14 protein-coding genes and 1 pseudogene are annotated in these 16176 nt (G+C 71.0%); 6 read left to right on the top strand and 9 right to left on the bottom strand.

Features of this window, described 5'->3' with window-relative positions; all coding sequences use genetic code 11:
• Positions 1-11 precede the first annotated feature (11 nt).
• Positions 12-467: a cupin domain-containing protein gene (locus N803_RS17555; protein WP_052112180.1), complete on the top strand. Its 456-nt coding sequence runs from the start codon at positions 12-14 to the stop codon at positions 465-467.
• Here the strand turns inward: N803_RS17555 and N803_RS10950 are convergent.
• Positions 439-1260, bottom strand: coding sequence for a DinB family protein (locus tag N803_RS10950; RefSeq protein ID WP_035905242.1), 822 nt, complete (start codon positions 1258-1260; stop codon positions 439-441). The two genes, N803_RS17555 and N803_RS10950, sit on opposite strands and share 29 nt — an antisense overlap.
• A gap of 224 nt (positions 1261-1484) precedes the next feature.
• Here N803_RS10950 and N803_RS10955 point away from each other — a divergent pair, with 224 nt between their 5' ends.
• A complete protein-coding gene (locus N803_RS10955) occupies positions 1485-2834 on the top strand; it encodes a DJ-1/PfpI family protein (protein WP_156969751.1) in 1350 nt (449 codons plus the stop codon).
• Positions 2835-2977: 143 nt separating this feature from the next.
• Here the strand turns inward: N803_RS10955 and N803_RS10960 are convergent, their stop codons facing one another.
• Positions 2978-4744 (bottom strand): patatin-like phospholipase family protein, encoded by a 1767-nt coding sequence (locus N803_RS10960; protein ID WP_084764411.1) that lies wholly within the window; start codon positions 4742-4744, stop codon positions 2978-2980.
• Between the two features lie 239 nt (positions 4745-4983).
• Here N803_RS10960 and N803_RS18910 point away from each other — a divergent pair.
• A pseudogene (locus tag N803_RS18910) lies at positions 4984-5052 on the top strand (hypothetical protein); the annotation flags it as partial.
• Positions 5053-5058: 6 nt separating this feature from the next.
• Here the strand turns inward: N803_RS18910 and N803_RS18915 are convergent.
• The 3 genes from N803_RS18915 to N803_RS10980 all read right to left on the bottom strand — a co-directional run bounded on the left by N803_RS18915 (position 5059) and on the right by N803_RS10980 (position 7514).
• Positions 5059-5271 (bottom strand): hypothetical protein, encoded by a 213-nt coding sequence (locus N803_RS18915; protein ID WP_035905245.1) that lies wholly within the window; start codon positions 5269-5271, stop codon positions 5059-5061.
• A gap of 68 nt (positions 5272-5339) precedes the next feature.
• Positions 5340-6320, bottom strand: a complete 981-nt coding sequence (locus N803_RS10975; protein WP_035905246.1) for a GlxA family transcriptional regulator — start codon at positions 6318-6320, stop codon at positions 5340-5342.
• 72 nt (positions 6321-6392) lie between these two features.
• Complete coding sequence (locus N803_RS10980; RefSeq protein WP_052112183.1) at positions 6393-7514, bottom strand: YibE/F family protein; 1122 nt, start codon at positions 7512-7514, stop codon at positions 6393-6395.
• Between the two features lie 203 nt (positions 7515-7717).
• Between N803_RS10980 and N803_RS10985 the strand changes: the two genes are divergently transcribed.
• From N803_RS10985 to N803_RS10995, 3 genes are all read left to right on the top strand, one after another.
• Positions 7718-8131: a VOC family protein gene (locus tag N803_RS10985; protein ID WP_035905247.1), complete on the top strand. Its 414-nt coding sequence runs from the start codon at positions 7718-7720 to the stop codon at positions 8129-8131.
• A gap of 37 nt (positions 8132-8168) precedes the next feature.
• Positions 8169-8774 carry a DedA family protein gene (locus tag N803_RS10990; protein ID WP_035905251.1) on the top strand — a complete coding sequence of 202 codons (606 nt, stop codon included), beginning with the start codon at positions 8169-8171 and terminating at the stop codon, positions 8772-8774.
• A gap of 87 nt (positions 8775-8861) precedes the next feature.
• Positions 8862-10811, top strand: a complete 1950-nt coding sequence (locus N803_RS10995) for a penicillin-binding transpeptidase domain-containing protein (RefSeq protein WP_035905254.1) — start codon at positions 8862-8864, stop codon at positions 10809-10811.
• A gap of 49 nt (positions 10812-10860) precedes the next feature.
• Here the strand turns inward: N803_RS10995 and N803_RS11000 are convergent, their stop codons facing one another.
• The 4 genes from N803_RS11000 to N803_RS11015 all read right to left on the bottom strand — a co-directional run bounded on the left by N803_RS11000 (position 10861) and on the right by N803_RS11015 (position 16171).
• Positions 10861-12240 carry a cryptochrome/photolyase family protein gene (locus N803_RS11000; protein ID WP_035905256.1) on the bottom strand — a complete coding sequence of 460 codons (1380 nt, stop codon included), beginning with the start codon at positions 12238-12240 and terminating at the stop codon, positions 10861-10863.
• Positions 12241-12382: 142 nt separating this feature from the next.
• Entirely contained in the window at positions 12383-12769 is a 387-nt protein-coding gene (locus tag N803_RS11005) for a GatB/YqeY domain-containing protein (RefSeq protein WP_052112185.1), read from the bottom strand.
• 149 nt (positions 12770-12918) lie between these two features.
• The gene (locus N803_RS11010) at positions 12919-15192 is read right to left on the bottom strand and encodes a heavy metal translocating P-type ATPase (RefSeq protein WP_035905259.1); all 2274 of its coding nucleotides are present in this window, start codon (positions 15190-15192) and stop codon (positions 12919-12921) included.
• Positions 15176-16171 (bottom strand): hypothetical protein, encoded by a 996-nt coding sequence (locus N803_RS11015; RefSeq protein ID WP_035905262.1) that lies wholly within the window; start codon positions 16169-16171, stop codon positions 15176-15178. Before N803_RS11015 ends, N803_RS11010 begins: the two co-directional genes overlap by 17 nt.
• Between the last annotated feature and the right edge of the window lie 5 nt (positions 16172-16176).

A 16176-nucleotide genomic window follows, 5' to 3' on the forward strand; every position in this document is an offset into this window, starting at 1 on the left:
AGTCTGGACGGATGACCTCCCTCCGTGTGGTCGCTGCCGGCCACGTCGCCTCGGATCCGTTGACCGTCCTCCTGCGCAGCCTCGATTGCGGCGGCGACCTCGGCGTCGTGGAGATGGCCATGGATGCTGGCGAAGCCGGACCGCCTCTGCACGTTCACCCAACCCACGGCGAGGGCTTCTTCGTTCTGGCCGGTGAGCTGAGCTTCCAACTCGGCGAGGAGGTCGTCACCGGAGGCCCGGGGACGTGGGCTTTCGCTCCGCGCGACACCCCGCACACCCTGGCCAACCACGGAACCGAACCGGGTCGGCTCCTCTGCGTCTTTGCCCCCGGCGGATTCGAGCGGCGCTTCGAGCGCATGCTCACGGACGCGAGCGGTGACGGGGTCGATCTGCCGCCGTCCGAGGCAGAACTCGCAACCCGCCTCCTCGGTCCGCCGCTCACCCCACCCGCGACTCGAGGACGGTGAGGTCGCGCTCCGCGAACTGTCGGTGCCACCACTCCTCGTTGAGCAGGGTGTCCAGGGCGTCGGTGGCGGGCACGGTCTCGCCGGCAGGGGGCCAGCCGGCACCGTCGGGCACGACAGCGGACCGGGTGAGGTCGTCGTCGGTGAGCTGTGCGAGGTGCGCCCGGACCCGCTCGAACCGGTCATGCCGGAGCGCCAGCGCCTCGTCGAGCGACGGCCGGGCCTCGCGGTCGTGCGGGACGCCAGGCGTCGGCGGCATCTCGTCCCACGGCAGCTCGAGCGGGTGCCAGGGGGCGGGGTCGCCCAGCGTCGCCCGGCTCAGCCAGGAGCTCGTCGCGAACGCGAGATGGCGCAGCGTCTGGATGAACGACCACTCGTCGTCGACGCTCTCGTGCAGGAGGTCGGGGTCCCGATCCACGAGCCGACGAGCACGTTCCACGGTCCCCGCCCACAGCCCGTCGAGGACCTCCCACGCCTCCCGGTAGCCGCGAGCGTCGGTGGGGTGCAGCAGTTTTCGCTCGGGATGGATCCGCGACAACTCGGCCTCGACGAGGGCTGCCACGTCGATGCCGTTGACGTGGACATCGACGAATTCGCCCCAGATCTCGACTCGACGGAACTCCACACCGCGCATGCGCACGTCGATGAAGGCGGCGTTGCGGACCTCGCTCCCGGAGAAGTCGACCGACCGGAGGCTGGCGCGGCTCAAGTCGACCCGATCGAGGCGCGATCCGGTGAGGTCGACGTGATCGAAGGTCGCGCCGAGGAGTTGTTCGTTGCGGAAGGTCTGCGTCATGGAGCCGACCGTAGGCCGCATTCCGGACGACCGGCGTCCGCAAACCGGTCGCGAGTTCTCACTTCGCTTGACCGCGGCGATCAGGCGAGGTGAGAGGAACCCACTTCAGGCGGGAATGTTGGGGCGGGGGTGGAGGCCAAGCGGGCGGACGGGGACCACTGGTTCGCGGACCAGCGACGTCCGGGGACGTGGCCTACTCGGAGTTCCGGACGAGCATCGAGCGCATGAAGACCGCACTGCGTCGCCTCGGCCGCATCCTCCTCATCGCGCTCGTGGCACTCCTCCTGCCCGCGGGCGTGGCGGCGCTCGCGATCCCGCGGGCCACGGCGTCGGTCTTCCCCGAGCCCGGGCCACGCCCACTGGCCGCGGCCGAACGGCCCGAAAACAGTGAGCTCGACCCGGCCAAACCCACCGTCGCCATCGTCCTGGGCGAGGAGGGTGGCAATGTCGCCGACAGCCTCGCCCCGTACGAGGTCTTCGCCCGCGCGGGCACCTTCAACGTCCTCCTCGTCGCGCCGACCGACCAGCCGGTCCCGCTCACCGGAGGGCTTGATGTCGTGCCCGACCGCACCTTCGACGCACTTGACCGCGAGTTGGGTCGGCCCGCCGACGTCATCGTCGTCCCGCAGATCCACGGCTCGACGGACCGCGTCGTCTCGTGGCTGTCGGAGCAGGACGAAGCCGGAGCGCCACTGATCATGAGCGTCTGCGTCGGTGCGGGAACTCTCGCCGACGCCGGCCTCCTCGACGGCCGCACCGCGACGTCGAACTGGCTGGGACTCATCGGCCTGCGCCGCTCGTACCCCGACGTGAATTGGGTTGCGGGACAACGCTTCGTCGACACGGGCGACGTCATCACGACGGGCGCCGTACTGTCCGGCATCGACGGCGCGCTGCGGGTCACCGAACGACTCGCCGGTGCCGACGTCGCTGCCCGGGTGGCCGACGAGATCCACTGGAACGGCTACCGGCCCGGCGGTCCGACCGCCATCCCGGCCGCCTCGCCGCGACCGCCCGACCTCGTCGCCCTCATTGACGCGGCCTTCCGATGGGACCGGCCCACGGACGCCGTCCTTCTCACCAACGACATCGGCGAGATCGAACTCGCGGGGGCGTTCAGGCCCTACACCGAACTCTCCTATGCCGCCCAGCTCCGGTCCGTGTCGGTCGACGCAGCCCCGATCCGCTCGGCGCACGGCCTGACGTTCGTACCCCGCTCCGATTGGCAGTCCGCGTCCGCACACACCGACCGGATCCTCGTCCCGGGTGTGAAGGCGGCCGCATCGCGGGCGGCAGCCGGTCTGCGCGAAGCCAGCCGGACGGCATACCTGAATGAGGACGCGAACGAGTTCGCCTTCGACGGAGCCGTCCGCGACCTCGCCAGAACGCGGGACCGCGCGAGCGCCGCGTGGGTCGTCAAAAGCCTGGAGTATGCCGGCCCGCAGCGTTTCGAGGGCGGCTCCCGGTGGCCGTGGCTCGCCTCCTTCGTCGGCCTCGCTCTGGCGTTCGTGGGGGGCCTGGTGGGGTGGTTCGCAACCCGCCGCCAGCCGGCTGCCCACTTCTTGCGCGGATGAGACACAGCAACCTGCGACTTCTTGCCCCGCTGAGACATACGAACGTGCGACTTCTTGCGCTGTTGGGACGGGATGGAGTGGCCGCGCCTGTCCCAACTGCGCAAGAAGTGGGTGGGGGCGTGTCTCAACTGCGCAAGAAGTGGTCAGGCCCGGGAGGTGGCGCGGAGTTCGTCGCCGACCCGGTCGAGGAGGTCGCGGGCCGCCAGCCGCCCGGACTCGATCATCGTGTCGAGCTGGTGGAACTCGAGGAGGCCCACACCCATCGAACCGGGCGTGATGACGTGCACGCCGGGAGGCTGGTTCGAGGCGTCGACCGAACCGCCGATCATCATCGTGCGGAGCAGCGTCTCGCCGAGCATGGGGATGCGGATCGGCTTCTTCCTCGGCGCGTGTGGAACCGACGTGCCGGGTCGGGCACCCATTGTCACGTTGACGACGACGAGGGGCCCTTCGCGACGTTCACTGAGGACGTCGATCGGAGTGTTGTCGAGGACGCCGCCGTCGACGAGCAGCTGGGATTCGGTGGCGATCGGTGGGAACAGCCCGGGCAATCGAGACGACGCGCGAACGGCGTCACGCAGCGAACCGCTGCGGAAGACAACCAGGTCGCGACTGAGCAAATCCACACTCACACACCGGAATTGGCGTGGCAGTCGCTCGACCTGCAGCGACCCGAACGTGCGCTCCATGACGTCATCAGTGCGCTTGCCGCGCACGAGGGCAACCCGGGGCACGGTGTAGTCGCTGAAGGGCTTCCCACGCACCATCTCCCCGTAGACGAGCGCTTCGACCTCCCGGGCCGACTGCCCGCTCGCATAGGCAGCCGCGATGATGGCGCCGAAACTCGCACCGGCGACACGGTCGATGTGGATCCCTGCCTCCTCGAGTTCGAGGAGGACGCCGACGTGCGAGAGGGCCCGAGCCCCGCCGCCGGACAGCACCAGACCGAGAGAGCGACCGACGAGGCGTGCGCCGGGCCGGGCGAGGCCGTCGGTGAGTTCGCTCTCCGCGGTGACCGTGACCTGCCACGGGTCGAACGCGCTCCACAGGGCGAGCCACTCCTCGGAGGGTGACGTCCCCACGATGACGACATCGGGTGCCGCGGACCGGATTCCGGCAGGTTCCAGCGCGGGCGGCTCACCGGCGCGGGCCACGAGGATGAGGACGTCGGCCTGGCGTCGACAAACCTCGGTCCATCCCTCGTCCGAACCGTCCGCGACGAGCAGGACACGGTCGTGGTCCCGTTCGACCCGGTCGAGCTGACCGTCGGCAGGGGTGCGCAGGGCCGTGACGCGCAGGCTTCGACCGAGCAGGTCGAGCAGGGTGTCGGCCACTGAGTGCGCCGGCGCCCCGGCTGTCGCTGCCACGACGGCCACGACGTTCGGGTGCATGACCTTCATGTCGGGCGGCCGCGAGTCGGCGAGCTGCTGGGCCAGGGTTGCGACGAGTGCGGACAGGGCGTCCTGGTCGCTCCACACGACCGACTCGAGGAGGTCACGCTCCACCTCGAGGAGTTCGCAGTCGCGCCGGGCCCGCACGGAGGCGGAGCGGGTGCTGCTCGTGAGCAGTGCGAGTTCGCCCACGACCGCTCCCGGCCCGAGTTCGCGCACGGGCCGGTCGTCGACGACGACCTCGGCCCGCCCGGACGTGAGGCCGAACAGCGAGTCGGCCACGTCGCCCTGCCGCACGATCCAGGACCCTGCTGCGACCGCGACCTCGCAGTCGAGTTCGGCGACCGCGAGTGGGCCGACGAGATCGACCGGGTGGTCGCGGACGTGTCCCGGCGCAACCCGGATGTCGTGCACCTCGACGCGACGGCCCGGGTCGTCCACGGTCTCGTCACCGGTGACGCGGACCTGCTGCTCGACGGATCCGAACTCTTCGCCGCCACACCCCGGCGCATGGCGCACGGCCAGGCTGCCGAACTCGCCGCCGTCGCGCTCGCGCGGGACGGCCGACTCGAGAGGCCGCGGTCGCCGGGCAGGTCGCCCTCCACGCCTATCGCGACGTCGGTGCGGACCATGACGTGGGGCGGGCCCGCGCTCGGCTCAGCGCGCTGGGCGTGACCTTCCGCGGTCAGCGTGGGACGCCCCGAACGCAGACCGGGTGGGCGGCCCTCACGCGGACCGAGGAGGTCGTGGCCCGACAGGTGGCCACGGGACTGTCGAATCCGGAAGTGGCCGAGGTCCTCTTCGTGTCCCGGCGCACCGTGGAGAGCCACGTGTCACACGTCCTCGCGAAGCTCGGCCTGCGCTCCCGCACCGAGTTTGTCCTCTTCGTCGCCCGCCGCGACCACGATCCCGTCGAGGACGGCCATCAGGTCGAGCCAGCCGCCGAACGGGGTCGGGGCGGCGACGCCCGGCGCCTCCCCGCCCGACGCCACGCTGACGCTGCCCGACGGCGGACGGGCGTGGTCGAGCGTGATCTGGATGAGCACGCCTCACCCTGACACCGGGGCCGCGCGGTGTCGTCCGTGGTCTCACTGAATTTTGCCCGGATCCACACCTAACCCGCGAGGCTCGCGGCGCCCATCTGCGTGGCGCGGTAGTGCGACGGGGAGACGCCGTAGCGCGAGTGGAAGGCCTGCCGCAGCGTCTCGACGGTGCCCAGTCCGCACCGGGCGGTGATCGCCTCCACGGTCAGGCGGGTCGTGGTGAGCAGGTGCGCCGCCGCCTCCACGCGGCACCGGCGGACGTATCGGCCCGGGCTCGTCCCGACGCTCTCGTGGAAGAGCCGCCCGAGGTGCCGTTCGCTCACGCCGACCCGCCGCGCCAGGGCCGTCGTCGACAGGTCCTCACCGAGGTGCGATTCGACGAAGTCGACGGTGTCGCGCACGAGTTCGCTCTGCGGTGGCGGGGCCGCCGTGAACATGCTCATCTGGGCCTGGTTGCCTGGCCGTTGCAGATAGGTCACGAGGTGTCGCGCGACGGCCCGGGCCAGCTCCGCCCCGGCGTCGGCCTCGACGAATGCGAGGGTCTGGTCCAGAGCAGCGGTGACGCCCGCCGACGTGCAGATGCCGTCGTCGGTGACGAAGATCGGTGCCTCGTCGAAGTGCACGTCGGGGAAGCGTCGGGACAGGTAGTCGGCGTGGTGCCAGTGCGTCGCGGCGCGACGACCGGTGAGCAGCCCCGCCGCGGCGAGGATGCCGGACCCGGTGCACACGGAGGCGACCCGTCGCGTCTCCCGCGCGAGCCGCCGGACGTGCGCGACGAGGATGTCGTCGTCCATCGCCTCGACGAACCCGAGCCCACCCGAGACGATGAGCGTGTCGAGCGGTCCGCGCACGGACTCGAGCGCGAGGTCGCTCTGCAGGGTCAGCCCGGTTGCCGTGCGAATCGGGGCTCCACCCGGCGACGCGAGCTCGACCCGATAGAGATGCTGTCGTTTGAGGTGGTTCGCGATCTGCAGCGTCGACGTCACGCAGGCGATGTCGACGAGCTCGGCGCCCGGATAACCCACGACGAGGACGCGGCGAGTGGCGTTCATTCCTTCACCGTATGCCGGGTGCTCGCCTGTGTGACCCGTGTCCGCCGGACGGGGATCGCAGGTTTTCGGACCTCACCCGTGCGCGTGATGCGCGGACCGGCCGGACCCGTCCGTGTCCGCCGACCGGTCGACGGTGTGTCGGGCCGTCAGCGCGGCGAGCGCGGTCGTGATGGGCACGGCCGCGATGAGGCCGAGGGTGGCGACGACGCTGCGGACGATCTCCTGGCTCACGACCTGCGTCGTGAGGACGTTGCTCAGGGACGAGTTGCTCGCGGAGATGAGGATGAGCAGCGGAAGGGACGACCCGGCATACGCGAGGATGATCGTGTTGATGACCGAGGCAATGTGCGCCCGGCCCACGCGCGTGCCGGCGCGATAGAGCTCGCGGGTCCCGTAGTCGGGGTTCGCGCGCGCCACCTCGGTGACGGTCGCGGCCTGCGTCACGGTGACGTCGTCGAGCACGCCGAGGGTGCCGATGATGATGCCGGCCAGCAGCAGCCCCTGCATGTTGACGCTGTGCGTCGTCGCGAGGAACGTCGACGAGTCGTCGGCGAATCCCGTGAGATGCATCAGCCGCACGGCCGCTGCCGAGAGGGCGCCGGTCAGCACGAGGCTGCCGAGGGTGCCGAGCACGGCCACGGACGTCGAGAAGCCGATGCCGTGGGTCAGATAGAGGACGGTCAGCATGATCGCCGACGAACCCACGATCGCGACGAGCAGAGGTGACTGGCCGGCGAGGATCGCCGGGACGACGAAGAGCAGGAGCAGCGCGAACGTCACGGCCAGGCCGAAGAGTGCCGAGAGCCCCCGCCAGCGTCCGAACGCGATGACGGCCAGCGCGAACGCCGCTGCGAGCAGCCAGAGTTCGCTCGAGCGCTGGTGGTCGATGACGTCGTAGCTCGTCCCGTCGTCCATCTCGGTGCTCGCGAGGACCACATCGTCGCCGACGTCGAGAGCGGGGGCGCCCGGTCCGTTGGGGAGGTCGACCACCTGGGTCAGCCCGCGGTCCGGTCCGTCGGTCAGCTTGACCTCCGCCGTGCCGCAGCCGTTGACGACCATCGTCCCGGGCAGCGGGTCGCTGCTGCTGCCGGTCTCGGCGTTGGGTGGGCACTCCTGCTTCGTGATCGACTCCACGACCCCGACGAACTGCTCGCTGCGGCCACTGTCAGGGACGGCCTCGGGGGACGCGGCCACATCCAGATGAGGGCGACGAGGGTCAGGAGGGCGGCGGGCGCGATGACGGCGAGCGCGACCAGACGCATCCGGCTGTTGTCGGGTGTCGCGTGGCGCGAGTGGTGGTGTCCCATGCAGGTTCCCTCGATGGACCGGATCCCCTGTGTCGGGCAGGGTGGGCTCCGGCGATGCTACTGGCGGACCAACGAAGGTGAGTGACCGCGATGGGCGAGCACCCGGCATACCTGCACACCGTCCTCGATGGTGAGCGGCCGCGCGAACTGGCCGAGTTCTATCGGCAGCTTCTCGGACTCGTCTATCGGCCCGGCGACGAGCCGCCGACCGACGGGACCCCCGACACCGCCGACTGGCTCGTGCTGACACAGCCCGACGGCACCCGGCAGCTCGCGATCCAGCAGGTCAGCGAGCAGGCGCGCACGACGTGGCCCGACCAGCGGGTGCCGCAGCAGGCGCACATCGACTACGTCGTCGAGGATCGGGCCGCCCTCGAACGGCACAAGCACACGGCGCTGCGGCTCGGCGCGGAGCTGCGGCTCGATCGGACCGACGACGAGGACGAGCCGCTCTATGTGCTCGCCGACCCGGCCGGCCACACGTTCTGCCTCTTCGTGGGCTGAGGTCATCGGCGGCGACCCGGTCCGACACACTTGAGTCATGGTCGAGGCGATCAACGGCTTCATCGAACTCCACGCCGGCGCCCCGTGGCTCGTCCCCGCGCTGTTCGTCTTCTTCGCCGTCGACGGAATCCTCCCGCCACTGCCCAGTGAGGGCGTCCTCGTCGGCCTCGCCGCAGTCGGTGCCTCGACCGGGACTCCTCACTGGCTCGCGCTGTTCGTCGCGGCCGCCGCAGGGGCGTGGGTCGGCGACAACCTCGCCTACCTCCTCGGTCGGCACGGGCGCCTCGACCGACTCGTGGCCCGATCGACCCGGGGCGCGCGAGCCCTTGAGTGGGCGCGCCGCAACTTCGAGCGACGCGGTGCCCTCATCGTCGTACTGGGCCGCTGGATCCCCGTCGGGCGGGCCGCGGTCAACCTCACGGCCGGCGCAACAGCGTTCTCGCACAGGCGATTTGCGTCCTGGACCGTCCTCTCGGGGAGCCTGTGGGCGGCATGGTCCGTCGGCCTCGGCACCCTGGCCGGACACTGGGTCGAGTCGAACGCCCTGCTCGCCGCCTGCCTCGGCATCGCCCTGGCCCTGGTCGTCGCCGTGGCGGTGGAGCGGGTCGTCCGGCGACTCGCACCACCTGCGCCCGTCACCTGACGGTGCCGTGTGAAGGTCCGGTGAAGGTATGCCGGTCGCTCACCTCTGCGCGTCCCTCTCGCCCCGCTCCGTGACAGGGTGGAGCGCATGCGCAACGGGTGGGGAGGCAAGGTCGGGATCGCGGTCGTCGTGGCGGCGCTGCTCGGGGTCGGTGTGTGGGGTGGTCTGACGCTCTTCGGGGACCGGGAGGGTGAGAAGGCCCGTCGGGCGGCCGAGGCCGTCGCCAGCGGACTGGCCAAGGGGACCTTCACCGACGGCTCGATCGCCGATGCGTCCGGTGCGACGCCGGACCTCGCCCCCGTCGTCGCGGGCATGGGCAAGGTCGGGCACACCGTCTCGGTGGTGAGTGTCTCGGAACCGCAGGATGGCGCCGCGAAGGCAACCCTCCGGCATACGTGGAAGGCGTCCGGCGCGAACGCGGACTGGACGTACGACGTGCCGCTCACCGTCCGCAAGGTCGGGGAGAAGTGGGTCGGCGAGTGGGCTCCGGGTGTGGTCGCGCCGGAGCTCACGGTCGACGAGAAGCTGCGGATCACGCGCGATCAGCCGGATCGGGCGCAGATCCTCGGCGCGGGTGGGACGCCGATCGTCGAGCCGCGGCCCGTGCAGCGCATCGGCATCGACAAGACCAAGGTGTCGGCGACGGAGGTGGCGACCTCGGCACGAGCGTTGGCGGAGGCGGTCGGCGTGAACGTCGACAACTACGTCAAGAGCGTGCAGAACGCCGGGCCGCAGGCGTTCGTGCAGGCGATCGTCGCGCGCGACGGCAGCTCCGAGGAGCAGGCCGCGCGTGAGGTGGACGCACCCGGTGTGCTGCTGACGTCGGCCACCATCCCGCTCGCACCGACGGCGTCGTTCGCCCGGCCGCTCCTCGGCGTCGTCGGCGACGCCACCGCCGAGATCGTCGAGAAGTCGGAAGGGCGGGTCGCGGCCGGCGACCAGGTCGGCATCGGAGGGCTCCAGTCGGCGTTCGACGCGCAGCTGTCCGGTACGCCCGCGTTGTCGGTCGTGGCGACCGGCGGGCCGGAGGCCAGGACGCTCTTCAGCACCGAGGCCACGCCCGGGAAGCCGCTGACCCTGACCCTCGACATCGCCACGCAGGAAGCTGCGGAGAAGGTGCTCGAGAACGTCGCCCCGGCGTCGGCGATCGTCGCTCTGCGCCCTTCGACCGGGCACATCCTCGCGGCGGCCTCGGGCCCCGGGAGCAAGGGCATCTCGACCGCGACCCAGGGGCGGTACGCGCCGGGGTCGACGTTCAAGACGGTGTCGACGCTGGCGCTGCTGCGCGCCGGAGTGACGCCGTCGTCGACCGTGGAGTGCACGCCGACCGTCACGGTCGACGGACGGACGTTCAAGAACGTCGACGGCTATCCGACGTCGGCGCTGGGGTCCGTGCCGTTCAGCACCGCGTTCGCGAACTCGTGCAACACCGCCTTCATTCGCGGTGCCGCTCAGCTCGAGCCGGCTGACCTGCCGACGGCTGCGGCGGGGCTCGGGCTCACCGCCGGTGCGTCGCTCGGGGTGCCGGCCTTCCTCGGGTCCGTCCCGTCGCCGGAGCCGGGGACCGACGAGGCTGCGTCGATGATCGGACAGTCCAAGGTCCAGGCATCGCCGCTCGGGATGGCGACCGTGGCGGCCTCCATCGCCGCAGGCAAGGTGGTGACGCCGGTGCTCGTGGAGGGTCTGACGGGCGGAGCGTCGGACGGTGCGTCGAGCGATGCACCGGCGGAGAGTGCGACGCCGGCGCCGAGCCCGTCGCCCACGTCTCCCGTCACGGCTGCGGAGGCTGCGCAGTTGCGCACGCTGATGCGCGGGGTCGTCGAGCAGGGCAGTGGCCGTTTCCTGGTCGACGTCCCGGGTGCGCCGGTGCTCGCGAAGTCGGGTACGGCGGAGTTCGGTGACGCGGGCGCCCTCAAGGAGCACGCGTGGATGATCGGCATCCAGGGTGATCTGGCCGTCGCGGCCTTCGTCGAGGAGGGCGAGGGTGGCGCGGTGACGGCCGGGCCGCTGCTCGAGGCCTTCCTCCGCGCCACCTGATCGACTTGCTGCGCAGTTGGGACACGTGGCGGGGGAGCGCACATCGGACTCAGCGCGCAGCGGTGCCGCGCTTGACTGCGTCGAGCCGGCGCAGGGCCTCGCGCCGTTCCTCCGCGTGGTCGACGATCCGTGCCGGATAGCCACGGGCGTACCCATCTGCGTGCTCCCACGGCTGGTGCGCCGCCTTCCCCGCGAGGTGCGCGAGCTCGGGCACCCACTCCCGCACGTAGTCACCATCCGGGTCGAACTTCTCGCCCTGCGTCACGGGGTTGAAGACGCGGAAGTACGGCGAGGCATCCGTCCCCGTCCCCGCGACCCACTGCCACCCGTGGCTGTTCGACGCGATGTCGCCGTCGACGAGGTGGTCGAGGAAGTGCCTCGCGCCCACCGGCCACCACACGTGCAGATCCTTGGTGAGGAAGCTCGCCGTGATCATGCGGACGCGGTTGTGCATCCACCCCGTCGCGAGCAGCTGGCGCATCCCGGCGTCGACGATGGGGTAGCCCGTCGTCCCGGCGCGCCACGCCTCGATCGCGTCAGCCGGCTCGTCGTATTCCATGCCAGCCAGCGCGTCACGCAGGTCGGTCCACGCGCTGGAAGGGTTGTGCCACAACACATCCGCATAGAACTCGCGCCACGCGAGCTCGTCGACGAACGTCTCCTTCCCCGTCCCGCGCCGGCTCGCGAGGTCGGCGAGGAGCGTGCGCGGGTGGATCGTTCCGAGTTTGAGGTGCGGGGAGAGTCGTGACGTCCCGTCCCTGCCCGGCAGGTCGCGATCCGTGGCGTATGCCGTGACGCCCGTTTCGAGGAACTCTCGCCACCGCGCGTGCGCGGCTTCCTCACCGGCGTCGGGGAGTGTGGGCAGGTCCGGTTGCGTCAGGGCGTCGCGCAGGGCACGGGTCGCGTCGGCGTCGTTGCGGGCGTGACGCAGCGGGAGGTCCCGGGGTCGTGGGGCCGGGTCGGGCCATCCGTGCTCCCGCCAGGCCCGGGCAAACGGGGTGAAGACCTTGTAGGGCGTACCGGTGCCGTTGACGACGAGACCGGGCCCGACGGCATACGGCGTCCCGGTCTCCAACCACGAAACTCCCTGTGCGGCAAGGGAATTGGCGATGTCTTCGTCACGTCGGCGCCCGAAGGGTGTCGTCTCGCGGGTGACGTGGACCGAGGTCGCCCCGAGCCGCTTGGCGAGTTCGGGGACGACGATGCGCGAGTTGCCCCAGAGGAGGGTGAGGGCGTCGCCGTAGTCGCGCGCTGTCGCTTCGAGGGTTGCCGCCAGCCAGGCGCGGCGAACGGGCCCGGCGCTGGACCACAATGCGGGGTCGAGCACGTAGGCGACGACGAGGTCCCCGTCCGCAGCGTCACGCGCCGCAAGCAGGGCCGGGTGGTCGGCGCGACGGAGGTCGCGCCGCAGCCACAGGATCGACGTCACCCCTCGATCCTGTCACCCACCCCCTGATGGGGAGTTGGTGCGGTGGGGCGCCTCGACTGATTGTGAGTTGGTGCGGTGGGCGGTTGGACTGAGGGTGAGTTGGGACAGTTGCTCGCTGCGCTCGCACTGTCCCAACTCACCCTCAGTCGAGGAAGCGCTCGAGGACGTCGGCCTCGTGGCGGAGGTCGGCGGCCCGGTCGGCACGGCCACCCGCCTCGATCTCGATGGCTGCCTCACGGCGTTCGGTGACCTCGGTGCGGAGGACCTCATGGACGTCCTCGACGGTGAGCTCGCGGCGGGCGGCTTCGGTCGCGCCGAGGCCGACGACGGCTCCCGCGATGGGGGAGTCGCCGTCGGCGTGGGTCGCGGGCTGGTCCGGCACGGCCTCCGCGTTGTCGATCGCGCCGAGACCGGACCGGATGGCTGAGGCGGCAAGCCGGTCCCGGTCCTTCATGGCGGTCTTGAGGGCGCCGCGCATGGTGGTGCGGAGCTCAGAGACGGAGGGACGGGGGACGGGTTGGCCGGTCATGTGGCCATTGTTGACCGGCGACCTGGCTCGCGTCGCGCGTGATTCGGAGGAGTCGACTCACCTCGTGACCCGGAAACCGTGGATCGTCCCGGTTGCAACCGGGACGATCCACGATTTCCGCGTCCCCTTGAGGCAGGGGAGGTCATGCGTCAACCTTCGGCGCGAAAGCCCCTGAGCCGCAAGCTGTTGGTCACGACGAAGACCGACGAGAGGGCCATCGCCGCCCCGGCGATCATCGGGTTGAGGAGTCCCGCCGCCGCGAGCGGGATGGCCGCGACGTTGTAGCCGAACGCCCAGAACAGGTTGCCCTTGATCGTCGACAGGGTGCGCCGGGCGAGCCGGATCGCATCCGGCGCGACCCGCAGGTCACCTCGGACGAGGGTGAGGTCGCTCGCCTCGATGGCGACGTCGGTGCCCGTACCCATCGCCATGCCGAGGTCGGCGGTGGCAAGAGCAGCGGCGTCGTTGACCCCGTCACCGACCATCGCGACGACCTTGCCCTCGGCCTGGAGCCGGGCAACGACGTTGACCTTGTCGGCGGGCAGGACGTCGGCGATGACGTTGGCCGGGTCGATCCCGACCTGGTCCGCGACGGTGCGGGCGGCCTCGGCGTTGTCGCCGGTGAGGAGGTAGGGCGTGAGCCCGAGATCCCGCAGCCGCTGGATCGCCTGCGCGGACGACGGCTTCACCGAGTCGGAGACGACGAGGACGCCGCGCGCCTTGCCGTCCCAACCGACGGCGACGGGTGTCGCGCCGGTTCCACGGGCCTGCACGAGGGTGGCCTCCAACTCCGGCCCGAGGGGCAGGGCCCAGTCGGCGAGGAGCTGGGGTCGACCGACGACGACAGCGTGGGACTCGCCGTCCGACGTCGTGACGACGCCCTGGACGCCGAGGCCCTCGACGTTGGTGAAGCCCTCGACGGCGGCGAGCTCGAGGCCCGACTCCTCCGCGCCGGTGACGATGGCCCGGGCGATGGGGTGTTCGGAGCCGTGCTCGAGGGCGGCGGCAACCCGCAGCACCTCGTCCCGGTCCTCACCGGGCGCGGGCACGACGTCGGCCAGAGTCATCTGTCCGGTCGTGACCGTGCCCGTCTTGTCGAGGACGACGGCGTCGACCTGGCGGGTGGACTCGAGGACTTCCGGGCCCTTGATGAGGATGCCGAGCTGGGCGCCGCGACCCGTGCCGACCATGAGGGCGGTCGGAGTCGCGAGTCCGAGGGCGCAGGGGCAGGCGATGATGAGCACCGCGATCGCTGCGGTCAGGGCCGCGCTCCAGCCGCCACCGGTGCCCAGCCAAAAACCGAGCGTCCCGACGGACAGGGCGATGACGATCGGGACGAAGATCCCTGAGATGCGGTCGGCGAGTCGCTGGACCTCGGCCTTGCCGTTCTGGGCGTCCTCGACGAGCCGGGCCATCTGCGCGAGCTGCGTGTCGCTGCCGACCCGCGTGGCCCGCACGAGGAGGCGCCCGCCGGAGTTGACCGTGGCGCCGACGACCGCGTCGCCGGGGCCGACCTCGACCGGCACGGACTCGCCCGTGAGCATCGAGGCGTCGACCGCCGAGGAGCCCTCGACGACGACACCGTCCGCGGCGACCTTCTCGCCGGGACGCACGACGAACTCGTCGTCCACCGCGAGCTGTTCGACCGGGATCCGGGTCTCGACGCCGTCGCGCACGACGGCGACATCCTTGGCACCCATCTCGAGCAGGGCCCGGAGGGCAGCGCCGGACTGCCTCTTGGCCCTGGCCTCGGCGTAGCGCCCGGCGAGGAGGAACGTGGTCACGCCGGCCGCGGCCTCGAGATAGATGTTGCCCAGGCCGTCGGAGCGTTCGACGGTGAACTCAAACGGGTGGACCATGCCCGGCGTCCCCGCCGTGCCACGGAACAGTGCCCACAGCGACCAGCCGAAGGCCGCGAGCACGCCGACCGACACGAGCGTGTCCATCGTCGTCGCGCCGTGACGGAGGTTCGTCCAGGCCGCCTTGTGGAACGGCCAGGCACCCCACACGACTACTGGCGCCGCGAGGGCCAACGAGGCCCACTGCCAATAGGTGAACTGCCACGCCGGGACCATCGCCATCGCGACGACGGGGATCGTCAGCACGAGAGAGATGAGCAGCCGGTCCCGCAGTGGACGGGTCGGGTCGACCTCACCACTGTCGGCGGACCCGCCCGACGCGGAAGGTGCGTCGGGAGCGGGAGGCAGGCTCGCGGCATACCCTGCGCTCGCAACGGTCTCGAGCAGTTGCTCGGGTGAGACGGTCTCCGGGAAGGTGACCTTCGCCTTCTCGGTCGAGTAGTTGACCGTGGCCGTGACGCCGTCGAGCTTGTTGAGTTTGCGCTCGATGCGGTTGGCGCACGAGGCGCACGTCATCCCGGTGATGGCGAGTTCGACAGCGTTCGTGTCAGTGGGCGTGGTCATCGTGACCTCCTTCCGCGCCAGCAGTGGGACCCTCCGCCGTCACGGTGAACGCCGCCGTGCGGACGACGCCCTTGTGCTGGAAGTCGAGGTAGAAGTGGTAGGTGCCGGGGCTCGGCACGGTCGTCCCGAAAGTGATCCCCGGACCGGGCTTCGTCGTCCCGTCGCCGGGATGACCCTCGGGGTGGACGTGCAGATAGGCGAGGTCGCCCTCACGCAGCGCCACGAGGTGCCCGTAGGCCCCGAGATAGGGATCGAGGTTGGTCACCGGCTGGCCGCCGCGGCTCACCGACAGGGTGAGCGCCGAGTCCTTGCCGGGGGTGAGGTCGCCCTGGAGGTTGACCGTGTAGCCGTCGACCTCGGCGGTGCGCAGGTCCGCGACGGGCGCCGCGGCCGGCGCAAAGGTCCCCGCCACCGAGACGTCCGCACCGAGGGTGAGCGGCTCGGCACCCTTGGGTGCGGTGTCGGCGAAGAGCCGCCACGAACCCGGCGTCAGCGCCAGCGACGTCGACCACGTGCCGTCGATCGACATTTCGGGGTGCACGTGCTGGAAGCCGGAGAAGTCGCGGCGCACGGCGATGAGGTGGAGTTCCTTCTCGTGCTGCGGGACGTACTCCGTCACCGGTGCACCGTCCGGCCCCTGGATGACGAACACGATGTGCGAGTTGCCCGCGGCGGAGTATTCGGTCTGCAGGAGCTGGAGGGAGTAGCCGTCCTGCGACACCTGCAACCCGCCGGGAAGGTGGGCCGCATGCTCGCTCGGAGCACTGGAGCCCGTTGAGCCCGCGGAGCCGGTGGTGCCCGTCGGTGCCGGGGTGGTGGCACCGTGGCCGTGACCGTCGGACTGCTCAGAACCCGCGACCTCCTCGCCGACCGGCCCGAAAGCCCGACCCGCGAGAAGAGTGAGGCCGAAGACAGCCACCAGGGCGGCGACGAAACCGGCCACCCGGACCGGTGTGCTGACGTTGGACAGGTCAGCCATGGGGT

This window comes from Knoellia subterranea KCTC 19937, assembly GCF_000768685.1.
Lineage (GTDB): Bacteria > Actinomycetota > Actinomycetes > Actinomycetales > Dermatophilaceae > Knoellia > Knoellia subterranea.